The 26,678-nt window shown below is 59.9% G+C and carries 18 protein-coding genes and 1 pseudogene; 8 read left to right on the top strand and 11 right to left on the bottom strand.

Going from position 1 to position 26,678, the window contains the following annotated elements; genetic code table 11:
- Position 1 precedes the first annotated feature (1 nt).
- From ACQ4WO_RS23875 to ACQ4WO_RS23900, 6 genes are all read left to right on the top strand, one after another.
- Positions 2 to 931, top strand: a complete 930-nt coding sequence (locus ACQ4WO_RS23875; protein WP_436483505.1) for a pseudouridine-5'-phosphate glycosidase — start codon at positions 2 to 4, stop codon at positions 929 to 931.
- A gap of 85 nt (positions 932 to 1,016) precedes the next feature.
- Positions 1,017 to 1,919, top strand: coding sequence for a LysR family transcriptional regulator (locus tag ACQ4WO_RS23880; RefSeq protein ID WP_436483506.1), 903 nt, complete (start codon positions 1,017 to 1,019; stop codon positions 1,917 to 1,919).
- 390 nt (positions 1,920 to 2,309) lie between these two features.
- A complete protein-coding gene (locus ACQ4WO_RS23885; protein WP_436483507.1) occupies positions 2,310 to 3,305 on the top strand; it encodes a BMP family lipoprotein in 996 nt (331 codons plus the stop codon).
- 81 nt (positions 3,306 to 3,386) lie between these two features.
- Positions 3,387 to 4,916 carry an ABC transporter ATP-binding protein gene (locus tag ACQ4WO_RS23890; protein ID WP_436483508.1) on the top strand — a complete coding sequence of 510 codons (1,530 nt, stop codon included), beginning with the start codon at positions 3,387 to 3,389 and terminating at the stop codon, positions 4,914 to 4,916.
- On the top strand, positions 4,913 to 5,992 hold the full coding sequence (locus ACQ4WO_RS23895) for an ABC transporter permease (protein ID WP_046685488.1): 1,080 nt from the start codon (positions 4,913 to 4,915) through the stop codon (positions 5,990 to 5,992). The genes ACQ4WO_RS23890 and ACQ4WO_RS23895 overlap by 4 nt, the downstream gene beginning before the upstream one ends.
- A 6-nt stretch (positions 5,993 to 5,998) precedes the next feature.
- Complete coding sequence (locus ACQ4WO_RS23900) at positions 5,999 to 6,970, top strand: ABC transporter permease (RefSeq protein WP_034754516.1); 972 nt, start codon at positions 5,999 to 6,001, stop codon at positions 6,968 to 6,970.
- Between the two features lie 420 nt (positions 6,971 to 7,390).
- Here ACQ4WO_RS23900 and ACQ4WO_RS23905 read toward each other — a convergent pair.
- Positions 7,391 to 7,975: pseudogene (locus tag ACQ4WO_RS23905) on the bottom strand (ADP-ribose pyrophosphatase); the annotation flags it as partial.
- Positions 7,976 to 8,060: 85 nt separating this feature from the next.
- Between ACQ4WO_RS23905 and ACQ4WO_RS23910 the strand changes: the two are divergent.
- A complete protein-coding gene (locus tag ACQ4WO_RS23910; protein ID WP_436483509.1) occupies positions 8,061 to 8,825 on the top strand; it encodes a DeoR/GlpR family DNA-binding transcription regulator in 765 nt (254 codons plus the stop codon).
- A 36-nt stretch (positions 8,826 to 8,861) separates the two neighbouring features.
- Here the strand turns inward: ACQ4WO_RS23910 and ACQ4WO_RS23915 are convergent, their stop codons facing one another.
- The 10 genes from ACQ4WO_RS23915 to puuE form a co-directional block, all read right to left on the bottom strand.
- Complete coding sequence (locus ACQ4WO_RS23915) at positions 8,862 to 9,932, bottom strand: S1/P1 nuclease (RefSeq protein ID WP_436483510.1); 1,071 nt, start codon at positions 9,930 to 9,932, stop codon at positions 8,862 to 8,864.
- 8 nt (positions 9,933 to 9,940) lie between these two features.
- A complete protein-coding gene (locus tag ACQ4WO_RS23920; RefSeq protein ID WP_436483511.1) occupies positions 9,941 to 11,170 on the bottom strand; it encodes a phospholipase D-like domain-containing protein in 1,230 nt (409 codons plus the stop codon).
- 18 nt (positions 11,171 to 11,188) lie between these two features.
- Positions 11,189 to 12,886 (bottom strand): bifunctional metallophosphatase/5'-nucleotidase, encoded by a 1,698-nt coding sequence (locus ACQ4WO_RS23925; protein WP_436483512.1) that lies wholly within the window; start codon positions 12,884 to 12,886, stop codon positions 11,189 to 11,191.
- Between the two features lie 112 nt (positions 12,887 to 12,998).
- Positions 12,999 to 16,409: a TonB-dependent receptor gene (locus tag ACQ4WO_RS23930; RefSeq protein ID WP_436483513.1), complete on the bottom strand. Its 3,411-nt coding sequence runs from the start codon at positions 16,407 to 16,409 to the stop codon at positions 12,999 to 13,001.
- A gap of 793 nt (positions 16,410 to 17,202) precedes the next feature.
- Entirely contained in the window at positions 17,203 to 18,699 is a 1,497-nt protein-coding gene (locus ACQ4WO_RS23935) for an adenosine deaminase family protein (RefSeq protein WP_436483514.1), read from the bottom strand.
- 43 nt (positions 18,700 to 18,742) lie between these two features.
- Entirely contained in the window at positions 18,743 to 20,059 is a 1,317-nt protein-coding gene (gene guaD, locus ACQ4WO_RS23940; protein WP_436483515.1) for a guanine deaminase, read from the bottom strand.
- Between the two features lie 9 nt (positions 20,060 to 20,068).
- Entirely contained in the window at positions 20,069 to 21,136 is a 1,068-nt protein-coding gene (gene xdhC, locus ACQ4WO_RS23945; protein ID WP_436483516.1) for a xanthine dehydrogenase accessory protein XdhC, read from the bottom strand.
- Between the two features lie 9 nt (positions 21,137 to 21,145).
- A complete protein-coding gene (gene xdhB, locus ACQ4WO_RS23950) occupies positions 21,146 to 23,491 on the bottom strand; it encodes a xanthine dehydrogenase molybdopterin binding subunit (protein ID WP_436483517.1) in 2,346 nt (781 codons plus the stop codon).
- A 10-nt stretch (positions 23,492 to 23,501) separates the two neighbouring features.
- Positions 23,502 to 24,968, bottom strand: coding sequence for a xanthine dehydrogenase small subunit (gene xdhA / locus ACQ4WO_RS23955; RefSeq protein WP_436483518.1), 1,467 nt, complete (start codon positions 24,966 to 24,968; stop codon positions 23,502 to 23,504).
- A gap of 99 nt (positions 24,969 to 25,067) precedes the next feature.
- On the bottom strand, positions 25,068 to 26,021 hold the full coding sequence (gene puuE / locus ACQ4WO_RS23960) for an allantoinase PuuE (RefSeq protein WP_436483519.1): 954 nt from the start codon (positions 26,019 to 26,021) through the stop codon (positions 25,068 to 25,070).
- A gap of 121 nt (positions 26,022 to 26,142) precedes the next feature.
- On the opposite strand from puuE, the gene uraH reads away from it, so the two are divergent.
- Complete coding sequence (uraH, locus tag ACQ4WO_RS23965; RefSeq protein ID WP_071079294.1) at positions 26,143 to 26,496, top strand: hydroxyisourate hydrolase; 354 nt, start codon at positions 26,143 to 26,145, stop codon at positions 26,494 to 26,496.
- Positions 26,497 to 26,678 lie beyond the last annotated feature (182 nt).

A 26,678-nucleotide genomic window follows, 5' to 3' on the forward strand; every position in this document is an offset into this window, starting at 1 on the left:
CATGACCCAATTACAGAATTTCCTCTTGTTCTCGCAAGAAGTGCTCGACGCGCGCGCCGCCGGCAAGGCCATCGTGGCGCTGGAATCGACCATTATTTCGCACGGCATGCCGTATCCGCAAAACGTGGAAATGGCACGCGAAGTGGAACAGATCATCCGTGACGGCGGCGCCGTGCCGGCCACCATCGCCATCATCGGCGGCAAGATCTGTGTGGGCCTGTCGCCCGAACAATTGGAATTGCTGGGCACCTCGCCCGACGCCATGAAAGTCAGCCGCCGCGACTTGCCGTTCGTGCTGTCGCAAGGCAAGCTGGGTGCTACCACGGTGGCCGCCACCATGATCTGCGCGGAACTGGCAGGAATTTCCGTGTTCGTCACGGGCGGCATCGGCGGCGTGCACCGCGGCGCGGAAACGAGCTTCGACATTTCCGCCGACTTGCAGGAACTGGCGCAAACTTCAGTCGCCGTCGTCTGCGCGGGCGTCAAATCCATCCTCGACATCGGCCTGACCCTGGAATACCTGGAAACGCACGGCGTGCCCGTCATCAGCGTGGGCCAGGAAGGTTTTCCTGCCTTCTTTACGCGCGAAAGCGGCTTCAAGGCTGATTTCCGCCTCGATACGGCTGCAGAACAAGCCGCGTTCATCGGCACCAAGTGGCAGCTGGGCTTGACAGGCGGCGTGGTCGTCAGCAACCCCGTGCCGGCCGCGCAAGCGATGCCCAAGGAAGAGATCGATGCCATCACTGCGCAAGCGCTACAGGAAGCGGATGCAGGCGGCGTAAAAGGCAAGCAGGTCACGCCATTCCTGTTGTCGCGCATCAAGCAACTGACGGACGGCCGCAGCCTGGCGACGAATATCGCCCTCGTCAAACACAATGCACAAGTCGGAACGGCGCTGGCCATTGCCATGCAGGCAGTCGTGGCACGATAATAGGACTGCTGTAAAGAAAGCGCGCGTACCTTCACGGGTCCGCGCGCCGTTCCATCGCCTAGCAACACGCAACGCCAAGGAAAGCATGTCCATCGATCTGAAACAGTTAAAGTATTTTCTTGCCGTCGCCGAGGAGAAAAGCTTCAGCCGCGCCGCCGAGCGCCTGCATATCTCGCAGCCGCCCCTGAGCCAGCAGATCATGAAACTGGAAAGCGAACTCGGCGTGCGCCTGTTTGCACGCACCACGCGCACCTTCGAGCTGACCGTGGCGGGCAAGGCGCTGATGAACGAAGCAGCCGACCTGCTGGCCAAGATGCGCATGACCATCGACACGATCCGCCAGATCGACCGCGGCGAAGTAGGCCGCTTGCGCGTGGGCATCGTCGGCTCGGCCATGTGGGGCCCTATCCCCAGCCTGCTGGAAGAATTCCAGACCAAATTCCCCCGCGTCACCTGGACCATCCATGAATTCGGCCCTACGGTGCAATATGAAGCCTTGCGCGCCAAGCAGATCGACGTGGGCTTCTGGCGCGAACCCAAGCTCAACGACGACGACTTGCGTCACGATAATCTGCGCCAGGAACTGTGCTTCCGCGAAAACGTCTGCGTGGCCGTCAATGAACACCATCCGCTGGCGAAAAACACGTCCATCGAACTGATCGACATCGCCGAAGAGCCGATGCTGACCCTGAACCTCGACAAATCCGCGTTTCCCCGCTACCTGGTGCAATGCTGCATCAATGCCGGTTTCGAACCCGTGATTTTCCAGGAAGCGAGCGAACCGCAAACCCTGCTGGCCATGGTGGGCGCGGGCCTGGGCGTGACCCTGGTACCGGAAACGACAAGCCGCATCGGCTGGCCCGGCGTCGTGTTTCTTCCGATCAAGACCAATCCGCCCTCGGCGAATCTGTACATCAGCTACACCACGCTGGACGACGCTCCCGTCGTGCGGGCCTTCCTGAATATTATCAATCCCCCGACCGCCTGATCTGGGGCGGCACCACTATTTATATGCTCCACATATAAATACACAAACAAAAACGTATTTGTCATACATATCTGGCATGATGCATAGTGATTCGGACGCCCATCGCGGCGCCGGTTACGTGCTTGCCCTGCCCGTCCACTGACGGCGCATCCCAGCCCGCTCCGGCAGCCCCATTCGATGTTGTACCTATAAAAGAGACGGGGCGCGACTGTTGCATGAGCATCACACTGACGACATGAAAGCGGACGAGGTCAGCAACGATCTTGTGCAATACAGTGCAATGTTGATAAGGAATTATCACCTCGTGCATCAAAAACAGGCTAAATCGGCCCCAAATTATATGTTTCACCTATAAAAAATATACAATATCGATCTTCCAGGAGCCAATTCATGAAACTTACACAATTTAGTTTGACGATCGCAGCCGTATTTCTGACTGCTCAAGCGTCCGCGGCTACCCCAAAACTGGGTGTCGTGTATGACGCGGGCGGCAAGTTCGACAAGTCGTTCAACCAATCCGCTTTCGAAGGCGCATCGCGCTTCAAAAAAGACACGGGCATTTCCTTCATCGAAGTGCAGGCATCGAGCGATACGCAAGCCGAGCAAGTCATGCGTGGCCTGGCCCGCAAGAAACTCGACATGATCGCCGCCATCGGCTTTGCGCAAACGCAAGCCGTGCAAAAGGTCGCCAAGGAATTTCCGAACGTAAAATTCGTGCTGATCGATGGCCAGGCCGCCGGCAGCAACGTCAATTCCGTCGTCTTCAAGGAAGAAGAAGGCTCCTACCTGGTGGGCGTGGCGGCAGCCATGGCCAGCAAGAGCAAGAAAGTCGGCTTCATCGGCGGCATCGATATTCCATTGATCCGCAACTTCGCCTGCGGCTACGCGCAAGGCGCGAAGGCCGTCAATACGAAGATGGAAATCACGCAAAACATGGTCGGCACCACGTCCGGCGCCTGGAATGATCCGGCCAAGGGTGGCGAGCTGGCCCGCTCGCAATTCGAGCGCGGCGTCGACGTCGTCTTCGCCGTCGCTGGCGGCAGCGGCATGGGTACCCTGCAAATGGCCAAGGAAAAAGGCAAGCTGGCCATCGGCGTCGATTCGAACCAGAACCATCTGTATCCAGGCAGCATCCTGACCTCGATGGTCAAGCGCGTCGACAATACGGTCTACGACAGCTTCATGCAAGTCAAGAACGGCACCTGGAAGGGCGGCGTCAGCTATAAAGGCTTGAAAGAAGGCGGCGTGGATTGGGCGCTCGACGCAAACAACCGCAAGCTGATTACGCCGGAAATCGAAAAGCGCGTGTTGGGTGCGCGTAAGGACATTATCGATGGCAAGATCAAAGTGATCGATTACCGCGTCGGCAGCAGCTGCCCGGTTTAATTTTTCTCCGTATCTTTTAGCGCGCCGCCGGGGCCAGTCTCCGCGCGGCGCGTTTCCATGAAACTATCCAGTTATGAACCTATGCAGCCAGCAGTAGAATTTCGCAGCATTTCCAAGCATTTTGGACATGTGAAGGCGAACGCCGACGTCAGCTTCTCCATCGCCAAGGGCAGTATCCATGGCCTGGTGGGGGAAAATGGCGCCGGCAAATCGACCTTGATGAGCATCCTGTACGGGTATTACCGTGCCGACGGCGGAGAAATCCTGCTAGACGGGAAAGTACAGCCTATCCGCAACAGCCAGGAAGCGATCAACCTCGGCATCGGCATGGTGCACCAGCACTTCATGCTGGTCGAGAACTTCACCGTCCTCGACAATATCATGCTGGGCACGGAAGGCGGTTTTCGCCTGGCCAGCCACCGCACGGAAGCGGAAGCGAAATTGCGCGAGATTTGCGCGCGCTACCGCCTCGACGTCGACCCGCTGGCGAAGATCGAGGACTTGTCCGTCGGCGCGCAGCAGCGCGTGGAAATCCTCAAGCAGATTTACCGCAGCGCCAATATCCTGATTCTCGATGAGCCGACGGCCGTGCTGACGGCCCAGGAAACGGCCTCGCTGTTTGAAATCCTGCGCCTGTTCAAGGAGCAGGGCAAGACCATCATCCTGATCACGCACAAGCTGCAAGAGATCCTGGAAATCACCGACAACGTCACCGTCATGCGCGGCGGCACGGTGGTGGGCGCCGTGGCGACCACCGGCACCTCGAAAGAGGAACTGGCCAACATGATGGTCGGCCGCCCCATCCAGAGCCACTTGCCCCGTGCACCGTACAATCCGGGCGCGACGGTGCTGGAAGTGGACGGTTTGCAATTGGCCGACGAGCAACAAGTCAAATTGCTGGCCGACATAGGTTTCAACTTGCGCGCCGGCGAAATCGTCGCCATCGCGGGCGTGTCGGGCAATGGCCAGAGCGAGCTGCTGGAAATTTTATCCGGCATGCGTTTGCCCACGTCGGGCAAGCTGCGTTTTCTCGGCAAGGATTTGCCGTTTGGCAAGCGCCACGATGCCGACGGCTTGCCGCTGGCCTTCCGCGACCTGGGCATCGCCCACATTCCGGAAGACCGCTTGCGCGACGGCGTGGTAAAGAATTTCTCCGTCATGCAAAACACCATCCTCGGTTACCAGGAGCACCTGAAAAACCGCTGGGGCTTGTTCAACTTCAAGTCCATCGGCGCCCGCTGCGCGGAACTGCTGAAGACTTTCGACGTGCGTCCGGCCAATCCGGACCTGCGCATCGGCTTGCTATCGGGCGGTAACCAGCAAAAAGTGGTGATCGCGCGCGAAGTGCTGGCCAAGCCGAAACTGATGCTGGTGGGCCAGCCCACGCGCGGCGTCGATATCGGCACCATCGAAAGCATCCATACGCAATTGCTGGCCCTGCGCGACGCGGGCGTGGCGATCCTGCTGGTGTCCGTCGAACTGGAAGAAGTGCGGGCGCTGGCCGACCGCATCCTCGTCATGTGCGGCGGACGCATCACCGGCGAACTGAAAATTGAAGAATTCGATACCACCCGCATCGGTCTGTTGATGGGGGGAATGCATAAATCATGAATAACGACTTGCCACGCTGGGCGACAGCCTTTGTCATGCCCATGTTAAACCTGCTGTCGGCCTTGCTGGTCGCAGCCCTGGTGATTTATATGCTGGGCGAAGACCCGGCCGAATCGCTGTCCATCCTCGTCCACAGCGCCATCCTCAATCCGGAAGGCTTGAGCTACACCCTGTTCTACGCCAGCACCTTCATTTTCACGGGCCTGTCCGTGTCCGTGGCGATGCAGGCCGGCTTGTTCAATATCGGTTCCGAAGGCCAGATGTATATCGGCGGCCTGGGCCTTACTGTCGCCATGCTGGCCTTCGACCAGACCCTGCCCGCCTGGCTATTGATACCGGCGGCCATGATCGGTGCGGCCCTGTTCGGCGCGCTGTGGGGTTTCCTGCCAGGCTACCTGCAAGCCAAGCGCGGCAGCCACATCGTGGTGACCACCATCATGTTCAACTTCATCGCCGCCAGCCTGATGAACTTCATTATCGTAAAGTATCTGATTCCGCCGGGCGAGCAGAACACGGCCAGCCGCGTGTTTGCGGAAAGCGGCGAAATGCCGCGCCTCTCCACCTGGTTCCCATCCTTGGGCGACACGCCGCTGAACATCAGTTTTCTTTTGGCGATCGCCGCGCTGGTGATTTACGGCGTGATGGTGTGGCGCTCGTCGTGGGGCTTCAAGTTGCGCGCCACGGGCTTGAACAAGCATGCGGCCCACTATGCGGGCGTGTCGATCAGCAAGATGATCATCATCGTCATGCTGATCTCCGGCGCGCTGGCGGGCCTCGGTTCCGTCAATTCCATCATGGGTTCGACGCATTATCTGTCGCTGAACTTCGTTGGCGGCGCCGGTTTCATCGGCATCGCCATCGCCCTGATGGGCCGCCAGCATCCGGTCGGCATCTTCCTGTCGGCCGTGCTGTTCGGCGCGCTGATCCAGGGTGGCTTCGACTTGTCGCTGGAAAAACCGAATATCCCGACCGAAACTTTCATTTTCATCCAGGGCTTGATCATCCTGTTCTGCGGCGCCATGGAAAACTTCTACGCACCGGCCATTTCCGCCCTGCTCAAGCGCACCAAAGGCTAACACCCCATGACACTCGACGACTTTCAATTCGCCAGCATCCTGGTATCGACCGTGCGCAATGCGCCCGTCCTGATCTTTGCCGCCATGGCCGGCCTGTTTGCCGAACGCAGCGGCATGATCGACATCGGCCTGGAAGGCAAGATCCTGGCCAGCGCCTTCGCTTCCGCCGCTGTGGCCTACACGACGCAAAACCCGTATTACGGCATGGCTGCCGGCATGCTCGTCTGCGTCGCCTTGGCCCTGCTGCAGGCCTACGTCAGCATCACGCAAAAGGGCAACCAGCTGGTGGCCGGCATGGCGATCAACATCGCCATGAGCGGACTGACGTTCGTGCTGGCGCAATTCTTCTTCCAGCAAGGCGGCCGCACGCCCGACCTCGGTTCGGCGCGTCTGTTCGACGTCGTCTTGCCGGGCACGCAGTACGTGGAGCACATTCCCTTCATCGGCTGGGTGTATGCCCACTTGATCGGCGGCCATTCCATCCTCGTCTACGTGGCCTTCCTGCTGATCCCGCTCGTGCACTGGCTGCTGTACCACACGCGCTTCGGCCTGCGCCTGCGCGCCTGCGGCGAAAACCCGCATGCTGCCGACTCGGCCGGCGTGAGTGTGGAAGCGACGCGCTACCTGGCTATGCTGGTGGCCGGCATCCTGTGTTCGTTCTCGGGCGCCTACCTGGCCATCGTGCAAAGCGGCTTCTTCCTGCGCGACATGTCGGCCGGCGCCGGCTACCTGGCCCTGACGGCCATGGTGTTCGGCAACTGGCGTCCCGTCTACACCTTCCTCGGCTGTTTGATGTTCGGCTTCTTCGCCGCCATCCAGATCCAGATTGAAGGCGTCGATTTACCCGTCGTGGGCCGCATCCCCGGTTCGCTGATCCAGATGGTGCCGTACGTCGTCACCGTAATCGTGCTGGCGGGCTTGATGGCGAAATCCATCGCGCCGAAGGCTATCGGTATCCCCTTTGTGAAGTCCCGATAAGAAACTGTGACGTCATCAAAAAAGCGAAGCCCGCAGGCTTCGCTTTTTTTACGCCTGTGCAATCTCGTCCAGCGAGAAAAACACGGTCAGACCCAAGCTGCGCGCCACCGCCACCATCTGGTCGGCGCCCTGGGACGCCCCGCCGAGGCGCAGCACGGCATCGCAATGGCTGAGCAAGCGCGTCGCATGCGCGTGGAACAGTTCCTCATACACGGCGTCACCCACCTGGGTGGAACCGGCCAGCGCCAGCATGGGCAAGGCCAGCCATTCACCGAGCACGGGCATGTGGCCCTTGGCGTACAGCGGCAGGCAGACGGCTTCCATGGCCGCCACATTGGCCGCCATCCGGGCGGGTTTGTCGCCCGTGCCGGAACGGTAGGGGCCGGCAACGAGTATCTGCATGCCCTGTTTGCGCGGCATCAAGTGCAGCTGCGCATGCTGCAGCAGCATGATGGTCTTGCCGTCGCAAATGCGGCCATCGGCCACCATCTGCAGGGCCTGCGCCAGGGCCAGTTCCAGCACTTCGATATCCTCGCCTTCGTGCGCCAGGCCGCCGCCGTCGCCGATGCGGCTGGCCGGGTCGTATTCGGCGATAAAGAAATGCAGGCGCTCCGTCACGGAGCCGGGACTCATGAAAGCCTCGAAGACCTTGTGCACCTCGCCCACCGCATAACCGGTTTCCTCTTCCACCTCGGCGCGGATGCGCTGCTCCGCGCTGGCCTCTTCCAGCAAGCCGGCCGCCGATTCGATCAGGAAACCATCGTGGCCTTCGCGGTAGGTGGGAAAACGGAACTGGCGGATCAGGATCACCGTGCGCTTGATCTTGTTGTAGAGCAGGATGGTGGCGCCATCGCCGCGGTCATAGGTTTCCCGCGTCTGCGTCTGCCACCGGCCATCGCGGCGCAGATAGTCGAACGTGGTCTTCTGCAGCAGATACCAGTCGTGCGACAGGGTCTGCACCTGCTGGATGCGGACCCGTTCCTGCTTGCTATTTTCTTCGTGCATAGTGTCTCCTTGTGCTTGTATATGCTTGCCTTTGTCGACTTTATCATGCAAACTCGTGCAATATCAAGAAAATACAAGAAAAATCATGCTCACACATCAACGTAAACAATACCTGCTGGACTTGCTCCAGCGCGAAGGCCAGATCGTCGCCAAGGCCGTCAGCGATAGCCTGGGCTTGTCGGAAGACACGATACGGCGCGACCTGCGCGAACTGGCGAAAGAAGGGTTATTGGAGCGCGTGCACGGCGGCGCCCTGCCCTTGCTGCCAAGTTCGCCCGCGCTGGCGCCGTTTGCGGCCCGCGAACGGATTTCACCGGAATCCAAGCCCGCCATTGGCCGCGCGGCGGGCGCCATGATACAAACGGGACAAGTGGTGTTTCTCGATGGCGGCACGACCGCCGTGCAACTGGCACGCCAGCTGCCGCGCGACTTGCGCGCCACCATCGTCACGCACAGTCCGTCGGTTGCCGTCGAACTGGTGAATCATCCTGGCATCGAAGTGCTGATGCTGGGCGGACGCCTGTACAAGCACTCGATCGTCGGCGTCGGCGCGGCCACAGTGGAAGCCATCGGCCGCATCCGCGCCGACCTGTACTTCATGGGCGTGTCCAGCCTGCATCCGCAAGCGGGCATCACCACCGGGGATTATGAGGAAGCGTGCGTGAAGCGTGCCCTGAGCGACGCGTCTGCCCGCACCGTCGTGCTGGCATCTCCGGAAAAGTTCAACACGGCTTCGCCGTTTCAAATTGCCCCCTTGAGCCAGGTCAACGATATCATCGTGCACCGCGACGTGGATGACGCCCTGGTCGCCCCCTACCGCGAGATGGGCATCAACGTAATCCTGGCGTAAAAAAAGCGGCCCGCAGGCCGCTTTCGAATGACGTCTTTACTGCGGCCAAATCGCCTGCAGCACGGCCGCCAAGTGATAGCCGCCCTCGATCAGCTGCTGCTTCGCCAGTGCCGAACTGGGCACGGGATAATTGTCCGGCACGTTCAAGTTCCAGACGTTGTAGACCTCGCCCTTGCGGTTCGTTTGCTGCGTGGCCGGACCGGCCACCACGTCCGTGAAAGCAACCTTCGACGCCGCCAGCGAAGCATCGGCCCATTGATACGGCCAGGTGGCGGGGTCGCCGGTGTTGCTGCTCACTTGTGGCGCGCTGGCGATCACGGTGCGCGCGAACTGCTGCGGCGTGCGCGTGCTCAGGCGGCGCATGGCGTAATCGACCACGGTCGTATCCCAATACGAATGCAGGGGCTTGGTGGGCGACTTCGGATAGCTGCTTGCCGGCTTGGCCGCGCCATCCTCGGCCGGCAGCGACGCGGGAATCACGGCATCGGACAGCGCCGTCATCTTCGCATCGTCGAGCAGCAAGTCGTTGCCGCCGCGCGCATTGAAAATGGTGACGTCGTCGATCTGCGCCTGCGTGGCGGGCACGAAAAACTGGCCATCTTTGCCAACAAATGCATTACCCACATGCAAAGGCTGGTGGATATCGCCCACCAGATGCGTGATCAGGATCAGGGCTACACGCTGGCTGAAGCCGTGCGGATTGCTGGCCGCATCAGCCTTGCCTTGCAACACCAGGATCGCCTGCTTCAAGGTTTGCACGATATCGTCATCGGCCGTGCCCACGCCATGGTCGTGGTAGTGCGCGTTCTGGAAAGGCACGTTCGTGTAGTGGTATTCGCCATGCTTGGGGTTGGCCGCCACATACGTCAGCATTTCCGGCGATTGCGGACCGCAATACGTGCCCTTCACGCAATCGGGCCAGTTGGCAATCTTTTCCAGGCTTTCGCCAGGCAGCAGCAATTTGGCCACTTGCACCTGTGCTGCGCTACCCTTGAGCAATTGATCGGCGATGGCGCCCACGGCCCGGTGGCCATCGTTGCCCCAGGCCTGAACATTGCCGGAAGCAAAGGCGGCGCCCAGCGCCAGCACACTCAGCAGTTTTTGCATGTTCACCATTACTCCTTGCCTTGCGGCGTGGCCTTGGCCGGCTTCGGATACTGCTTGTTGATGTCGATCGGCTGCGCATACGCCGAGCTCCACGTCTGCTCATGCAGCGCGGCAATGCGCTGCGCCATCTGCTCATTGCGCAGCACCACTTCCAGGTTGCGCGACAAGTCGAAATAGCCGCCCGCCCAGTTGCTCGTGCCGACCCAGGCCAGCTTGCCGTCGATGGTCATGGTCTTGCTGTGGATCACGCGCGCAAATGGAATGAAACCGGTCGAGGCCGTGGGAATCGTCACGATGCGGATGTCCACGTTCGGCACCAGGGCCAGGCTTTTCAAGTAGGCGATGGCCGGCGCTTCCGTATTCCAGCTTGATACCATCAGCTTGATTTTCACGCCGCGCTGGGCGGCCGCGCGCACGGCGTTGTCGATCACGGCGTAGTACGGCCGCGTGCGGTTCGGGCCGTAGGACAGCGGCGCGTAATCGAGCAGCTGGATGCGCACTTCGCTTTGCGCTTGCGCCAGCAAGGCGGGCAGGCCCGTTTCCGAGTCGCCCACGCCGGCCGGGTTGTAGGCGTTCGGGCTGGCCAGCAGGAAAGCGCTCTGCGCGTAGTTGGCAGGCACCACCTTGCTGTTGAGCACCGTGGCGCGGCTGCCTTGCGACGTCAATGCCTGGGCTTGCCAATCCTGTTCGAAGATGGCTTGCACCTGGCTCACCATGGCGGGCTCCGTGATTCTCAAGCCCGTTTCATGGATATGCTCGAACGAACGCCAGTCGAAATTCTGGCTGCCGATGTACGCCACCTGGCCATCGACGGCCAGGTATTTCGCATGCACGATGCCGTTGCCCGTAATTTTATTGAAGTCGATCAGGCGCAAGTCCAGGTTTGGAATCGCCTTGATCTGGGCGATGGTGGCCGCTTCCGACAGGCCCACGCCCTTCTGGTCCAGCAGGAAGCGGATTTTTACGCCACGCTGACCGGCGGCCGTCAGGCTGGCCAGCACTTTTTCAAAGGCAGTGCCCGGTTTGCTGACGGCATAAAACTGGGCGATGACGATCTCTTTTTTTGCCGAATCGAACAACTCGGTCCACACGGCAACGGGCTCGCGCAGGTCGGGATTCGTCAAGCTCGTTTCCACAGGCGACGTGTGCACGAGTTCAAAGCCGGGAACGGTGAAGTCCGCGTGGGCCGTGCCCGCGAACAGACTGGAAATAACGACAGAAACAAATAAGCGACGCATGGTTTTTCCTGGTAAATGTTATTTGACGCGCACGATGCGGCCGGCCGCCGTGGCGCTGCCAGCGGGCTTGCCGGCGCGCGCGCGGGCGATCAGGTAATTGCTGAAGGCATCGATGTCGCGCACGCCCGTGTCGAGCCGGCGCGTGCCGGCCGCCAGCACTGTGAAGCGGTCGCCGCCGCCGGCCAGGAAACTGTTGGCGGCGACACGGTATTGTTGATTGTCTTCAAGAGGAAGGCCATTGAGGATGATGCTGCCCGGCAGCACGCGCTGACCTTGCGGCCGCGTGCTGTCCCAGCGGTAGCTGAAACCTTCGGACACTTGCAACAAGTTGCCCTCTTCCGCTTCGGCACTCGGCCATTGCTGCTCGAGCAAGGTGCGGATTTGCGCGCCAGACAGGCTGACGACGATCAAGGTATTGCCGAACGGTACAACTGCCTGGTTCTGTCCCACGTTCGTCATCAGGTCGGCGCCCGCTTCCAGGTCCTTGCGGATGCCGCCATTGTTCATCAGGCCGATTTGCGCACCGGCAGCGCGTGCGCCGAACAGGGTGCTGTCGGCCACCAGGTCGCCCAGCGGCGATGCACCGCCGCCCTTGGTGCTGCGGCCCACGGTGGGCACGGCGATGGCGGCCACGGGACGCGACAACTCGGTCGCACTGCGCTGCTTGACCGATTCCAGATAGGCTGCCACGGCCGGGTCCGGCTCATACATACCGGGCAACATGACGACGTTTTGCGCGCGGGCATCGATCAGCGCATTTTTGACGGGGTCGACCTTGAGCTTGATGCGCGTCAGCATGTGTCCCCCCATCTGCGCCTGCGTCACCAGGCGGCCGTCGACACGGCACAGATAACCCTGGTGCGAATGACCGCTGATGACCAGCTGAATCGCCGGGTCGAGGCGTTTCACCACGTCGACCACTTCGCCCTTCAGGTGGCTGCAATCGGGCTGGTCGACGGCGTCCTTCGTCTCGCCGCCCTGGTGCAGCAGCACGACGAACACCCCCACGCCCTGTGCGCGCAAGTGCGGCAAGGTGGCGTTGATGGCGTCCGCTTCATCGCCGAACTGCAGGCCAGCAATACCGGCAGCCGTCACCACGGACGGCGTATCTTTCAGCACGGCGCCGATCAATCCCACCTTGACGCCATGCGCCTCTTCGATGCGGTAGGCCGGCAGCAGGGACTTGCCCGTTTGCGTGTCGATGACATTGGCCGCCATATAGGTGTAGCTGGCGCCCTTGAAGTCCGGCGTGAATTTGCAGGCCTTGTCGGCGCGCGACGAATCGCAGCCGCCGCGCTGCTGGCGCAGCAGTTCCGCCTTGCCCTGGTCAAATTCGTGGTTACCGACGGAACTGGCCTTCATGCCCAGCATGTTCATGGCGACGATGCTCGGTTCGTCCGCCCATAGCGCCGACATGGCGGGGCTGGCGCCGACCAGGTCGCCATTGCCGACAAAAATCAGCTGCGCATCTTCGCGTCGCCAGGCCTTCAAGGCGCCGGACAAGGTATCAATGCCGCCCGCCTGCACCGTCTTGCGCTCGGCGTTGGCGACGCTCGTGTAAGTAAATTTGCTGCGGTCGAGATTGCCGTGAAAATCGTTCAAAGCGACCAGGTTCACTTCAATCGGGCCGCTCGGCGCAGGCGCCAGGTTGCTGCAGCCAGACAGGATCAGGATCAGGGCCGCGGCAGCGACCGGAGTGCGTAGGAAGTGAGCCATGGAATGATATTTATTGAAAAAGGGAAAGAGTAAACCATCTTGTGTATAAAAAAAACGGCTGGTGTCGCCACCAGCCGTTTTTAGTTTGCCAAGCTACGGGGCAAGGACGATATTAGAATTCGTACTTGACCGTTGCTTGCAGTGCCCATTGCGATTCGCCTTTGACTTGACGCGTTTCCAGGCCTTCCACCACAGGACGAGTGTTGTACACATACTTGCCATTTTCCATACCGGCATAGTCAACGAAGCTGCGCACTTGGCCACCGGCACCCTGGAAGCCCACTTCATTGATGCGGCCCCATTTGCGGTTGAGCAGGTTACCGACGTTCAGGATATCGAAGGTAATGATGCCTTTGTTACCCTTGAAGAAGCCCGGTACTTCCTGGCTCATGCGCACATCGAAGCTGTTGGTCCATGGAGAAAAGCTCTCGTTACGGCCGATCACGCCACCTTTGGCTTTGCGCAGGTCGCCATTGGCGTTGACCACTTTCCAGAACGCTGCCTCGTTGGTGGCGCGCGCTGCTGGCGTCGCACCGGCGAACACTACTTCGCCCGAACCTGGCGCGCTAGGGATGTACATCAGGTCATTACCGGCCAGTCCGTCACCGTTCAAGTCATTGTTGACGGTCCAGCTGTATGGTTTGCCGCTACGGCCTTCATAGAACAGACCGAAGGTGGTCTTGTATTCGCCGAAGAAACGTTTTTGCCAGTTGACATTGGCGGTAAAGCGATCCTTGACCAGATAGTTCGAGTTCGACGCGACATTCTCGTTCGGATTGAAGACGGCACGGCCGCCCCAGTTCGAGCTCGAGGTCGACGACGTCAGCGGCGATACTTCAGTGCCATCGGTATAGGTGTACGACGAGCCCCACGACAGGCCATCACGGGTCGGGCTGCGCACCGACAGGGTCAGCACGTTCGACTCGCCCTTGTCGGTATTTTTAGCCATCAGCACCTGGCCGAAGGAGGCGTTGCTGCCAGCCTTGGTCAAGGCGCTGCAATTGGCGCCGCCGATCAGAGCGCCATTTGCATTCCAGCAAGCCGTATTGTAGGCGTTAGGACCATAGTACATTGGACGGCCATCGCTACCGGTTGCCGTTGGCGCGCCCATGTTCAGCTCTTCGTAGTAAATCGCGCTCTTGGTCTGGAAACGCAGGTATTCCGCGCTGACAATCAAGCCCATCCATGGCAGCTCATGTTCAATGGCCAGGTTGGCTTTCCATACCGATGGTTGCGCCAGGTTCGGGCTCAGGGCATCGACCTTCATTGCCGGGATAACCGCTGGCACGCTCGTTGGCTGCTTGGTTGGATCTGGATTGAAGAATCCATCGGTGGTCGGGCAAGTGCCGGCCGACGAGGCGCAGGTAATGTTCTGGGTTGCCATACCGGTGTTCTGGTAAGGATTACCCAGCCAGACGCTCATCGCCGCGCCCTGGAACAAACCGAAGCCGCCGCGAATTTGCGTCGGACGCGCCGATTCCAGCTTGTAGTTGAAGCCAAAACGTGGCTGATACAGGTTTTCGCCGTCGATGGTATGCGAGTTATCGATACCGAAACCGCCGGTCTGACGACCGTTAGGCGTGGTACGAGCGACAGTTGCCTGTGCTGCACGCGCATTGTAGATCGGCTTTTCGCCGATGCGGGTGCCGTCGATGCGCAGGCCGGCAGTCAACGTCAGCTGCTTGTTGACTTCCCAGGTATCTTGCAGGAACAGGCCGATGTTTTTCAGCGAGAACGTCGCCACGGCATCGTCCAGCGTACGGCCTGCTTGTGGCACCTGATAGGTGTACGAGCTAGGACGGCCACGGCTGAAGTTTTCCAGCACGGCTGCCTGCAATTGCGCTGCCGTGGCAGAACCGCAGTTGATGGCGCCGAACGAATAGGCAAACGTGGCACTGCTGTTAATACAGCCGAAGGTGTAGTTACCGTTGACGTTTTGCAGGAACGCATTATAGATGTCGTTCTTGCTGTAGTCGGAGCCGAACTTGACTTCATGGTCGCCCAGCGACCAGGTACCGGCTGCGTAGAAATCCTTGGTTTTGGTGCCAAGAATGTTACGCTGACGGCTCAGTTCAGTACCAAAGTTCAGGAAGCGGTTGCCGGTAGCCAGGTTCGAAGGTGCGCCAGCTGGCAGCGCGCCGCTGAACTGCAGGCCGATTGCCGGCAGATAAGCGTTGTTGCGCGGTACGCTGTCGTAGTCGCGCGACGACACTTTGACTTCGGTCGAGAAGGTCGGGGTCCACTCGGCGGTCCATTGAGCAACCAGGGTTTCCAGGCTCTTGTTCTGGTCATACCAGTACGAGCTCAGCGACAGGCCCGTGCCGGAAAAACCGGTGTAAATCGGCTCGGACTGTTCGGTCTTGGTGTAGCGCAGCATCATGCGCTGGGTGTCGGTCAGATTCCAATCCAGCTTGAGCAACTTTTCCGTCGCCGTGAATTCGGAACCCGCAGGAACTGCCGAAGTACCTGCATCGATACCATATTTATCCTTGGCAATAGCAATCGCGCTATCGATGGCGCCTTGGGTAATGGCAACGTTGGTCTGTGCGCTGCCGACAGGACCGAATGCTGGCGCGCCGCGCGAGCTGGTGGTTTTTTCGTAGTTGGCAAACAGGAACAGCTTGTCTTCGATCAGCGGGCCGCCCAGGGTAATACCCTTGGTCGTGTCTTTCGATTTTGGCGGTGCGTAGTAAGTGTCGTCGGTGCTGTTGTAACGGTCGCCCGACATGGTGTCGTTACGGAAAGCGTAGTAGACACTGCCCTTGACCTTGTTGGTGCCCGATTTGGTCACCGCGTTGACGTTCGCGCCGGTGTAGCCTTTTTGGGTGACGTCATAGTTGGCGACGTTAACCTGCACCGACTGGATCGCTTCGATCGAAATTGGCTGCTTGCCGGTCGCGGTACCAGACGCTTCCAGACCGAACGTGTCGTTCACGGCCACGCCGTCAATCGTCATCGAGTTGTAGCGCGAGTTTTGACCGGCAACGGAGATTTCACCGCGCTCTTTGTCGGTTTGCGACAGGCGTGGGTCGGCGCGGGCATAGTCTTGCAGGCTGCGCGAGATCGATGCCTGGGTAGCCAGTTCGGTCGGGCCGATATTGGTGCCGGCACCCATGTTGTTCCGGTTGAAAACCTGATTGCGAACAGCATTGGTGCTGACTTTCACCACTTGCATGTCGGCGCCCAGCGTGGCGTCGACGTTGGCCGTTTCGGCCAGAGCGATATACACGCCTTCGCGTTTTTCAACCACGCCATTCTTGGTAATGGTGATGGTGTAAGGACCGCCGGCACGCAGGCCGCGTGCGACATAACGGCCTTCTGCATCGGTGGTCACGTTGCTGGCCGAACCGGACTCAACGTGAACGATATTGACTTGCGCGCCAGCTGCCGGCTTGCCGTCAGTGGCCGAGATACGGCCGCCAATGGAAGACGTAGTGTTCTGTGCGAACGATGGTGCCGCTGCCAGTGCAATAGACAGGCTTAACGCGATTTGCGTCAGCCGAAGTCGCTTGTGATTGATCATCTTTAACCCCAGAAAAGACTATTATTTTTTGAAAATCCTGGATTGCCCCACCGTCCGGCTGCACCGCACAGCAACACAAATACAAGATCTCCTCTTTACGATGCTGCAACTGTTACGCCGGCGGGACTGGCTGCGGTCCTGACAAGACCATCACAAAACGCCGCTCCACACATCACAACTATTCCTATCCAGACAATTACGGCGGAAAAAAACTGCGACCGATCCGTATGACCCAGGGCGCTAGTACCTGTGTCATTCATCCCACATGCTTACCCGGCTAACATGGCAAGCCGCGAGTGTAATTGTTAAATATTTCAAGACTGTGACACGGCGGTAAAATACAGAAGAATGTCGTCATTTAGCTGCGCGACTATTTGTTTCATTCTGCATCTCACCTTTATTTACTGCAAATACCCATCTTCATACGATATCGCCCAGATGAATTGTGACTTTTTAATATCATCTTCATCTCACTATGCATCATCAAAAAATGGATGACAAATACGATTTTTTTTATATATTTATATATTTAAAATATAAATAGCATGGGGTAACTAGCTGGATTGATATCGTGCTGACAGCGTCCGGGCTTATGGCGCGTGATTATAAATGAGCAATATGTACTTGAAATTGATTCATCCACGAAATTGGAGAAAGTCGTGTATCTGCCGTGAATTGTGTCGCGTGGCCGCCACAAAATTAACAAAATAACAGCATGGCATTTAAGATGAGGAATAAAAAATGGCCGGAAGATCCGGCCATTTAAGAGTATCAGTTATGAACGTCGCGCAACTTACGGTTTTCCGCCCTTGCCTGCCTTGTCGGCGGCGGCAATCTGCGCTTCAAAACGGGTAAACCGGGCATCGAGCGCTTTCAGCAAACGCTGCTTATCCGCTTCCGCCAGGAAGGAATAACGCAGGCTGTTGTACGACAGCTTTTTAATTTCCGCATAATCGGTCTTGTACTGGCTGGCAAACAGCACGTATTCATTCGACAAGGTATTGCGCGAGACGCCCGCGTCATCGGTGGAAATGACGAACGGCACCCCATACTTGCGATACAGGGTGATCGGATGGGCCTGGCCCTTGATACCGAGAATGTAATCGTTGCTGGTCAGATTGACTTCCACGGGGATGCCCCGTTCGCGCATTTTTTGCATGGTCGCCAGTGCATTGTGTTCGTACGCGATATCCATGCCGTGGCCGATACGGTCGGCGCCCGCCACATTGACAGCTTCGGCGATATGGAAAGCCATGCCTTCCGGCGGCACCATGCCTAGCGCCAGCTCGCCCGCATGCAGGGCGATCTTGACGTTTGGATATTTTTCCTTGAGGAATTTGAACATTTCCATGTGCAGACTGTAATCGCGCATCGACACGTTAACGCTTTCCTGACCCACGATGTTCACGCCCACCAGCAGCGGATTCAGGCTCGCTGCCTTGAACGCGGCCACCATCGAGGAAAATACTTGCGATGGCGACAGAAAACGCAGCACATACGCCTGGTAACGCATGGTGAAATTCGCGTCATCGATGCCGGCGCTGCTGGCGTTGACGTTGTCGTTATAGGCGGTGATGCTTTTCTGGAAGCCAGTATCCTGCTCGAGGCTCTGCGACCAGTTGGCCAGCACGGCTTGCAACGCTGCCGGCTGCAAGCCCGGCGCCAGCACCTGCTGGTCGAACTGCGCGTTTTGCACGAATGGCGACAGCTCGAAAATCGTCTCGATGTAGCTGAGGTTTTCCGCGATGGCGCGCTGCTTCAGGGTTTTCAGGCCATCGGCCGTATTGCTCGACGCCACGGGACCGAAGTAGCCGAAGGTATCAAAAAAGGTGCGGTCCGGCGGCGTCTGGATGGCGCCGTGGTTATAGAAATCCTTGGTCGACCAGCGCTGCAGCAATTCCGCATACAGGCCCGCGTCGGCAAACACTTCCGTGGACGACAGGCAGCCACGCTGCGCGGCCGGCTTGGCGCGCTCGGCCGCCACGACATCCTTGTTGCTTTCGATGCGGTAAGTCGTCTTGTTGACGCAATAGTTTTCCTTGTCGACCCAGTCGAGGAATTGCTCGGCGTAGATGGCGCCCGAGTAATGGTGATGCAAATCACCGCCCTTGGGCATCATGGAAAAGAACAGGCTCAACTCGGCTGTCTTCGGCTGCGCACCAGCAACCAGAGCGGCAAAATGGCGCGCGGTGGCCGCCTCGTTGGAAGACGGGGTAGCCTTGGCGGCCTGCGCCGTTCCGGTCAATGCCAGCGCGGCGCCAAGCGCCAGGCCAGTGAGTTTCTTGTGCATTCGCGTTCTCGCTCAGGATAATTCGTGTTGAACAACGGGTAGGTCAGCCCTGCCCCCGCACATGCACGCATTGCCCGCCTGAATAGGTGGCGGCCACGGCGCGGTCGTCGCCCAGCAGCGCAAAGGCAAACAGCAATTCCTCCAGGCTTTGACAGCCGGCCGTGCGGCGCTCGAGCAGCGGCGTCGACTGCTTGTCGAGCACGATGAAGTCCGCTTCCGTGCCGGCCGTGAAATTGCCCAGGGTGCCTTCCAGTTGCATGGCGCGCGCCGCGCCCAGGGTCGCCAGGTAAAACATGCGCAAGGCGGGCAGATAGCTGCCTTTCAAGCGTGCTACTTTATAGGCTTCGTTCATTGTTTGCAACATCGAGAACGAGGTGCCGCCGCCCACATCGGTAGCCAGCGACAGCAGCACTTTCGCCGCATCGGCCCGCTCGAAATCGAACAGGCCGCTACCGAGGAACAGGTTGGACGTAGGACAAATGGCGGCAGCCGAAGACGTTTCCGCCATGCGCGCGCGGTCGCGCTCGTCGAGCCAGATGCAATGACCGAACATGGCACGCGGGCGCAGCATGCCGTACTGGTCATACACGTCGAGGTAGCTGCGCGCCTGCGGGTGCAGTGCGCGCACCCAGCGGCATTCATCTTCGTTTTCCGACACGTGCGTCTGCAAATACGTATCCGGATAGGCGCGCGCCAGCTCGCCCGCCAGATGCATCTGTTCATTCGTCGACGTCGGCACGAAACGGGGCGTGATCGCGTACAGCGAGCGGCCGTGCTTGTGCCAGCGCCGGATCAGCTCTTCGCTTTCGCGTGCGCCGGACTCGGCCGTATCGCGCAGGAACTCGGGACAATTGCGGTCCATCATGACCTTGCCCGCCACCATGCGCAAGCCGCGCGCCTCGCTGGCGCCAAAGAAGGCTTCGACCGATTGCGGATGCACGCTGCCATACACCATGGCCGTGGTGGTGCCGCAGCGCAGCAGTTCATCGAGGAAAAACTCGGCCACGTTGCGCGCATGCTCGGGATCTTCAAACGCGCGCTCCGTGGGGAAGGTGTACGTTTCCAGCCACGGCAGCAAACCCGGTGCGGGCGAAGCGATCATTTCCGTCTGAGGGAAGTGCAGATGGGTGTCGATGAAACCGGGCACGATCAGCTTGCCGCGGTAATCGACGGTCTGCGTGCCCGGCGGCAAAGTTGCCTGCAATGAAGCGTAATCGCCGGCTGCCACGACCTTCCCATCGGCCACGATCAGCAAGCCGTCCGCATGCCAGGAATGCGCCTCCGCGCTAAATCCGGGATCGGCGTGGAAGTGCAGCAAGCTGGCTCGGTAGGCTTGCAATGTGGCAGGAACAATCGGCATGGCTTCTTTCTATAACGGGTGAATGGCGGCGCGTGTTCGGCGCCGCGGTGGCGCGCTGGCAGAGGCCAGCCGCAGCGGTGCGGCCAGGGCGGCCGCGGCCGCCGCTTCCCACACCATCAGTAATTGACAGGCAACGGAAGCGGCGATCACGGCCGGCGCCTTGTTGCGGATGCCTGGCATGCCGATCGGACACACCATGGCGGCAATGCGCGCGTCCGGCACGCCGCGCGCCTGCAGGCGGTGTTCGAATTGCTTGCGCTTGGTGTGCGAACCGATCAGCCCGAACCAGCCCGCATCCTCGCGCTCCATGATGGCTTGCGTCAAGCGCTGATCGAGCGCATGGCTATGCGTCATGACGAGAAAACTGCCGCCCGGCGGCGCCATGGCGACAAACTCCTCGGGCGTATCGGTGGCGGCGATGCGGACATTATCCGGCAGCTGCGCGGGAAACATGTCTTCGCGCTCATCGACCCAGGTGATATTGCAGGGCAAGGGGGCCAGCGCGCGCACGATGGCGGCGCCCACGTGGCCGGCACCGAACAAGGTCAGGTGGGCGCGCGGCGCCAGGCAGGGATCGACCAGCCAGCGCCGCCCTTCGCTGCCCTGCGCAACATGGGTACCGCGTTCGCGCGCGAACGTATCGGGCGCCTGTGCGCCAGTGCCGGCAATCAAGCTACCGGCGGCGTCAAACAGCGCCGAGGCAGGTTCACCGTCGAGCGCCGCCAGACGCCAGCTGTCTTGCTGGCGGCGTTCGCGCAAGGCGACCAGCAACGCATTCAGGCTGGCATCGACATACTCGAAAGCCAGGTGGACGACGCCACCGCAGCATTGCCCGAGACTGGGGCCCAGCGCGAAACGCTCGAGCCGCGCATGGGTGTCGCCCGTGGCCAGCATGGTCTTGGCGATTTCCACGGCGCGCAATTCCAGGTGCCCGCCACCGATGGTATCGACCTGGCCATCGAGGCTGACGCGCATCTTCGCGCCCACCTCGCGCGGACCGGAACCTTCCACCAGGGCAACCGTCACCAGCACGAATGCCCGCGCGTCATTCTCGATTGCTGTCAGCCAGTCGCTCATCGTCTACCCCTATGCGCCGACATGCGCCGCTTGCACGGCCATCACCGCCTTGAGGATTTCCTCGCTGGTGGCGGGCGAATTCAGCGGTGGTTGCACGGCGTGATGGCCCACGCTGGAAATGGCGTCGCGGATGGCAAAGAACACGGAAAACGGCAGCAACAGTGGTGGCTCACCCACGGCTTTGGAACGGTGAATGCTGTCTTCCACGTTGCGGTTCTGGAACAGCTGGACGCGAAAATCTTCAGGACAATCGGAAATGCCGGGGATCTTGTACGTCGACGGCGCGTGCGTCATCAGCTTGCCCGCCGCATTCCACCACAGCTGCTCCGTCGTCAGCCAGCCCATGCCCTGGATAAACGCGCCTTCCACCTGACCCAGATCAATCGCAGGATTCAATGACTGGCCCGCATCGTACAAGGCGTCCGCGCGCAGCAGCTTCCATTCGCCGGTCAGGGTATCGACCACCACTTCTGCCACGGCCGCGCCATACGCATAGTAGGAAAACGGATGGCCCGTCATCGTCTTCGCATCCCACGACAAGCCAGGCGTGGCATAAAAACCGTCCGACCACAGTTGCACGCGGGCCAGGTAAGCCTTCTGCACCAGCTCGGCAAACGCAACGACGTGACCATTCACGTGGATATGGTTGTCGAAGAAACGAACAGCGTCCGTCTCGCCACCGTACAGTTTGACCGCGTAATCGGCCAGGCGTTCACGGATCTGGCGCGCCGCATCCTGCGCCGCCTTGCCGTTCAGGTCCGCGCCGGTGGACGCCGCCGTGGCCGACGTGTTCGCCACCTTGCTGGTATCGGTGGCCGTGGCCCGTACCTTGTCCATATCCAGGCCCAGTTCGTGCGCCACCACTTGCATGACCTTGGTATTGATGCCCTGCCCCATTTCCGTGCCGCCATGGTTGACCAGCACGGAGCCATCGACATATACGTGCACGAGCGCACCGGCCTGGTTCAGATGCGTGACGTTGAAGGCGATGCCGAATTTCAGGGGCGTGAATGCCAGCCCCTTCTTCAGGATCGGGCTGGCCTCGTTGAACGCATCAATAGCCAGGCGGCGCGCGCGGTAATCGCTGCTCGCTTCCAGTTCCGCGACGAGTTCATGAATGACGTTGTCGACGATTTTCTGCCCGTACGGCGTGACGTTGCGTCCTTCTACATCGTTGCGGCCATAGAAATTGAGCAGGCGGATATCGAGCGCATCGCGTTGCAAATGGCGGGCAATTTCATCGATGACGTACTCGATGGCAATGGCACCCTGCGGTCCGCCAAAGCCCCGGAAGGCCGTGTTCGACTGCGTATTCGTCTTGCCGCAGGCGGCGCGGATGTCCACGTCGGACAGGTAATATGTGTTGTCGAAGTGGCAGACGGCGCGCGTGGCAACGGGGCCGGACAAGTCGGCCGAGTATCCGGCGCGCGTGGTCATGTCGACCTTGGCGGCAAGGATCCGCCCGTCGTCGTCATAGCCCACTTCGTATTCATAATAAAAACAGTGGCGCTTGCCCGTCACCAGCATGTCGTCGTCGCGGTCGGCGCGCAATTTGACGGGACGCTTCAGTTTGGCCGCCGCAATCGATGCCGCCGCCGCCCACAGGGCCGACTGCGACTCCTTGCCGCCGAAACCGCCGCCCATGCGCCGGCATTCGACGGTGATGTTGTGCGAATGCACGCCCAGCGCATGCGCCACCACGTGCTGCATCTCGCTCGGATGCTGGGTCGAACACAGCACCAGCATGCCTTGCGCTTCCTTCGGGATGGCGTAGGAAATCTGTCCTTCCAGATAAAACTGTTCCTGGCCCCCCACATACAGCTGGCCCTTGACCACGTGCGGCGCGCCCTTGAACGCGGCCTGGTAGTTGCCGCGCGTCAACCACATCGGTGGCAGCACATACGATTGCGCGGCCTTGGCCGCTTGCGGCGTCATGATCGCGGGCAATTCCTCATACGACACTTGCGCCAGGCGGGCCGCGCGGCGCGCATGGTCATGCGTATCAGCCACCACGATGAAGATGGGCTGGCCCACGTATTGCACCAGCTCCGCAGCCAGGATGGGATCGTCATGGATGATGGGACCGCAGTCATTGGTGCCGGGAATGTCGTGTGCCGTGTAGACGGCGACAACACCCGTAGCGGCGCGCACTGCCGACAAATCCATGGCCGTGATGCGTGCATGGGGCTTTTGCGACAGGCCCAGCGCCGCGTGCAAGGTGCCTTGCAGTTCGGCGATATCGTCCGTGTACGTGGCTTGCCCCAGCACATGCAATTGCGCCGATTCATGCGGGCTGGGCTTGCCCACGGCGGCCCAGGCGGCCGCTTGCAGTTCGGGCGTGGCAGGATGATTCATGCTGGTCCTTTCAGGCGCGGCAAGCGTAGGCGTTGACGGCAGTGTGCAGCAGCGGCGCACCGGGGCGTGTTTCCAGCCAGAAGCGGCGCAGCAGGTTTTGCGCCGTCGTCATGCGGTAGGTGTTCGACGCCCGCATATCCGACAGCGGTGCGTAATCGTCGGCCAGCAAGCGCATGGCGATGAGCAAATTGTCTTCCGTCCACGCCTGTCCGCGCAAGAATGCCTCCGTTTGCGCGGCGCGCTGCGGCGTGGCCGCCATGCCGCCGAAGGCAATACGCGCGCCAACAATACGCTCGCCATCGAGCTCAAAGGCAAACGCGGCGCACACGGCCGAGATATCCTGGTCAAAGCGTTTCGCCAGTTTATACGTGCGGAAATGCACGTCGGCACGGGGCAAAGGTACGCGCACGGCTTCGACGAATTCGCCTGGCTGCAGATCCTTCTTTTGATAGCCAAGATAAAAATCTTCCAGCGGCATGCTGCGCTGGCCGGCAGGTCCATGCAACACGATCTCACTGCCCAGCGCAATCAGCCACGGCATCGAGTCGCCGATGGGCGAACCATTGGCCACATTGCCGCCCAAGGTACCGGCGTTGCGGATCGGCAAGGAAGCAAAGCGCTGCCACAGTTCGGACAGCTCATCGGGATAATGTTCGCACAGCGCCGCATAGGCATCGTTGAGGCTGGCGCCGGCGCCGATGTGCAGCTTGCCGTCATCCTCGCCGATGCTTTTCAGCGCCGCAACATTACCGAGATAAATGATGTCGCCCAGGTCGCGCAGTTGCTTGGTCACCCACAGGCCAATATCGGTGGAGCCGGCCAGCAGGCAGGCTTGCGGCTTTGCCGCGCGCAGCGTCACCAGTTCCTCGATACTGCGCGGTGCGTGGAAATGCTGGCCGCCATGTTCATACGTGGTCAGGCTGCCGCGCTGCAGCGCCTGCAATTGCACTCGCAACGCATCGCGATCGAATGCCACCTGTGGCAATTCACCCATACGTCTGGCCGCATCGATGATGGGCCGGTAGCCCGTGCAGCGGCACAGATTGCCTGACAGGGTGTCGTCGATTTCACAGCGCGTGGGCGTCTGGCCGTTTTTCTCCAGATACATGCCCCACAAGGACATGACAAAACCGGGCGTGCAAAAACCGCACTGGGAACCGTGGCATTCAACCATCGCCTGCTGCACCGGGTGCAGGGCGCCATCGGGCTGCTGCAAGTCTTCCACGGAAAACAGGGCCTTGCCATCGAGAGTGGGCGTGAGCTGGATGCAGGCATTGACGGCTTTCATCTCGACCTGGCCGTCCACCAGGCTGCCGATGACCACCGTGCAGGCGCCGCAATCGCCTTCGGCGCAGCCTTCCTTGGTGCCCGTGCAATGCAAATCCTCGCGCAGGTGCTGCAACACAGTCTGCGTAGGGGCGGCGTTGCGTACTTCCTGTACGGCACCACGATAGTAAAAGCGGATCGGTTCTGACATGCTGGCCTCGGTATAGTCCCAGTATAGGAGATTAACACCGGCATATGGGACAACTATACGCAAAGACTGATTTTACTTATCATCCCATCTCAATAGAACTCACTCCTGGAACGGATGCGTCGCATGCCAGTGTTCGGCAATATCGATGCGGCGCGTGATCCATACCTGCTCATGGCTCTGCACATAGTCGAGAAAGCGCGCCAGCGCCGCGGCCCGTCCGGGCCGCCCCACCAGACGGCAATGCAAGCCCACGGACAGCATCTTCGGCTGATTCAAACCGTTCGGGTCGCCTTCCGCGTACAGCACATCAAAGGCATCTTTCAGATAGTCAAAAAACTGCGTGCCCGAATTAAAGCCCTGCATGGCGGCAAAGCGCATGTCGTTCGTATCCAGGGTGTAGGGCACGATCAGTTGCGGCTGCACGGCCGGCATGCCGGTAGAATCCGTGTACGCCACTTTCTCCCAGAATGGGAGGTCGTCGCCATAATAATCGGCGTCATAGAGGAAACCGCCATGTTCGACCACCAGTTTGCGCGTATTGGGCGAATCGCGCCCCGTGTACCAACCTTGCGGGGCGGACCCCGTCAATTCGCGGATGATCTGCACGGCCTCGCGCATGTGCTCGCGTTCCGTTGCTTCATCCATGTTTTGATAGGAAATCCAGCGCAAACCGTGGCAGGCAATCTCGTGACCCAGTTGCTGGAAGGCTGCCACCCCTTCAGGATTGCGTTTCAAGGCCATCGAGACGCCAAACACCGTCAGCGGCAGGCGCCGCTCCTCGAACATGCGCAGCAAGCGCCACAGCCCGGCGCGCGAACCATATTCATAAATCGACTCCATGCTCAGGTGGCGCGCGGGAAAGGCGGCTGCACCGATCATCTCCGATAAAAACGTTTCCGAAGCGGGATCGCCATGCAGTACGCTGTTTTCCGCCCCTTCCTCGTAATTAAGGACGAATTGCAGGGCGATGCGGGCCTTGCCCGGCCATTGCGGATGGGGTGGCGTGCGGCCATAGCCGATCAAGTCGCGAGGATAATGTTCGTAATTGTTCATGCGGAGGCGCGCCTATAGGAGGACAATGTTGGCTATATGCCCAATCATATAGCCGGACGCAGTCACCGGTATATGATTTGCACGATAAGCACATTCACTCACCCTATATACAGGATAGCAAATGGGAAAACTCAGCACGCATGTACTCGATATCGCCCACGGCAGGCCGGGAGCCGGCGTCAAGGTCGCCCTGTTTTCAGTCGCGCCGGAAGGAAAAGTGTTATTGAAGATGGATATGACGAACAGCGACGGCCGCTGCAGCTCGCCTTTGCTGGAAGGCGATAGCATGAAAGCGGGGCAATATGAACTGGTGTTCAACGCAGGCGACTATTTCGCAGCCCAAGGCGTGGAACTGCCATCGCCACGCTTCATCGACCTTGTCACCCTGGCCTTCGGCATCGCGCATACGGATGAGAACTACCATGTGCCGCTAGTGGTGTCGCCGTGGTCGTATTCCACTTACCGCGGTAGCTGATGCCACGAGGCCAACAATGGTGTCGGATTACGCTACGCTAATCCGACCTACCGGACTTTACATGAGCGTAGATACTGTTATCCCCGTCAAGCAGCGTGCAAGGTCGGATCAAATATTTTGCCCGACCTGAGTACGCCGAATGCTACATGCACCAGCTTGCGCATCATGGCGCCGATGATCAG

The sequence above is a fragment of the Janthinobacterium aestuarii genome (assembly GCF_051380835.1).
In the GTDB taxonomy this organism is placed as follows: Bacteria; Pseudomonadota; Gammaproteobacteria; order Burkholderiales; family Burkholderiaceae_D; genus Janthinobacterium; species Janthinobacterium aestuarii.

What these genes read in the sequence shown, in the direction of transcription:
- ACQ4WO_RS23875 (WP_436483505.1), top strand. Translation starts at nt 2, where the DNA reads ATGACCCAATTACAGAATTTCCTCTTGTTCTCGCAAGAAGTGCTCGAC.
- ACQ4WO_RS23880 (WP_436483506.1), top strand. Translation starts at nt 1,017, where the DNA reads ATGTCCATCGATCTGAAACAGTTAAAGTATTTTCTTGCCGTCGCCGAG.
- ACQ4WO_RS23885 (WP_436483507.1), top strand. Translation starts at nt 2,310, where the DNA reads ATGAAACTTACACAATTTAGTTTGACGATCGCAGCCGTATTTCTGACT.
- ACQ4WO_RS23890 (WP_436483508.1), top strand. Translation starts at nt 3,387, where the DNA reads ATGCAGCCAGCAGTAGAATTTCGCAGCATTTCCAAGCATTTTGGACAT.
- ACQ4WO_RS23895 (WP_046685488.1), top strand. Translation starts at nt 4,913, where the DNA reads ATGAATAACGACTTGCCACGCTGGGCGACAGCCTTTGTCATGCCCATG.
- ACQ4WO_RS23900 (WP_034754516.1), top strand. Translation starts at nt 5,999, where the DNA reads ATGACACTCGACGACTTTCAATTCGCCAGCATCCTGGTATCGACCGTG.
- ACQ4WO_RS23910 (WP_436483509.1), top strand. Translation starts at nt 8,061, where the DNA reads ATGCTCACACATCAACGTAAACAATACCTGCTGGACTTGCTCCAGCGC.
- ACQ4WO_RS23915 (WP_436483510.1), bottom strand. Translation starts at nt 9,932, where the DNA reads ATGCAAAAACTGCTGAGTGTGCTGGCGCTGGGCGCCGCCTTTGCTTCC.
- ACQ4WO_RS23920 (WP_436483511.1), bottom strand. Translation starts at nt 11,170, where the DNA reads ATGCGTCGCTTATTTGTTTCTGTCGTTATTTCCAGTCTGTTCGCGGGC.
- ACQ4WO_RS23925 (WP_436483512.1), bottom strand. Translation starts at nt 12,886, where the DNA reads ATGGCTCACTTCCTACGCACTCCGGTCGCTGCCGCGGCCCTGATCCTG.
- ACQ4WO_RS23930 (WP_436483513.1), bottom strand. Translation starts at nt 16,409, where the DNA reads ATGATCAATCACAAGCGACTTCGGCTGACGCAAATCGCGTTAAGCCTG.
- ACQ4WO_RS23935 (WP_436483514.1), bottom strand. Translation starts at nt 18,699, where the DNA reads ATGCACAAGAAACTCACTGGCCTGGCGCTTGGCGCCGCGCTGGCATTG.
- guaD (WP_436483515.1), bottom strand. Translation starts at nt 20,059, where the DNA reads ATGCCGATTGTTCCTGCCACATTGCAAGCCTACCGAGCCAGCTTGCTG.
- xdhC (WP_436483516.1), bottom strand. Translation starts at nt 21,136, where the DNA reads ATGAGCGACTGGCTGACAGCAATCGAGAATGACGCGCGGGCATTCGTG.
- xdhB (WP_436483517.1), bottom strand. Translation starts at nt 23,491, where the DNA reads ATGAATCATCCTGCCACGCCCGAACTGCAAGCGGCCGCCTGGGCCGCC.
- xdhA (WP_436483518.1), bottom strand. Translation starts at nt 24,968, where the DNA reads ATGTCAGAACCGATCCGCTTTTACTATCGTGGTGCCGTACAGGAAGTA.
- puuE (WP_436483519.1), bottom strand. Translation starts at nt 26,021, where the DNA reads ATGAACAATTACGAACATTATCCTCGCGACTTGATCGGCTATGGCCGC.
- uraH (WP_071079294.1), top strand. Translation starts at nt 26,143, where the DNA reads ATGGGAAAACTCAGCACGCATGTACTCGATATCGCCCACGGCAGGCCG.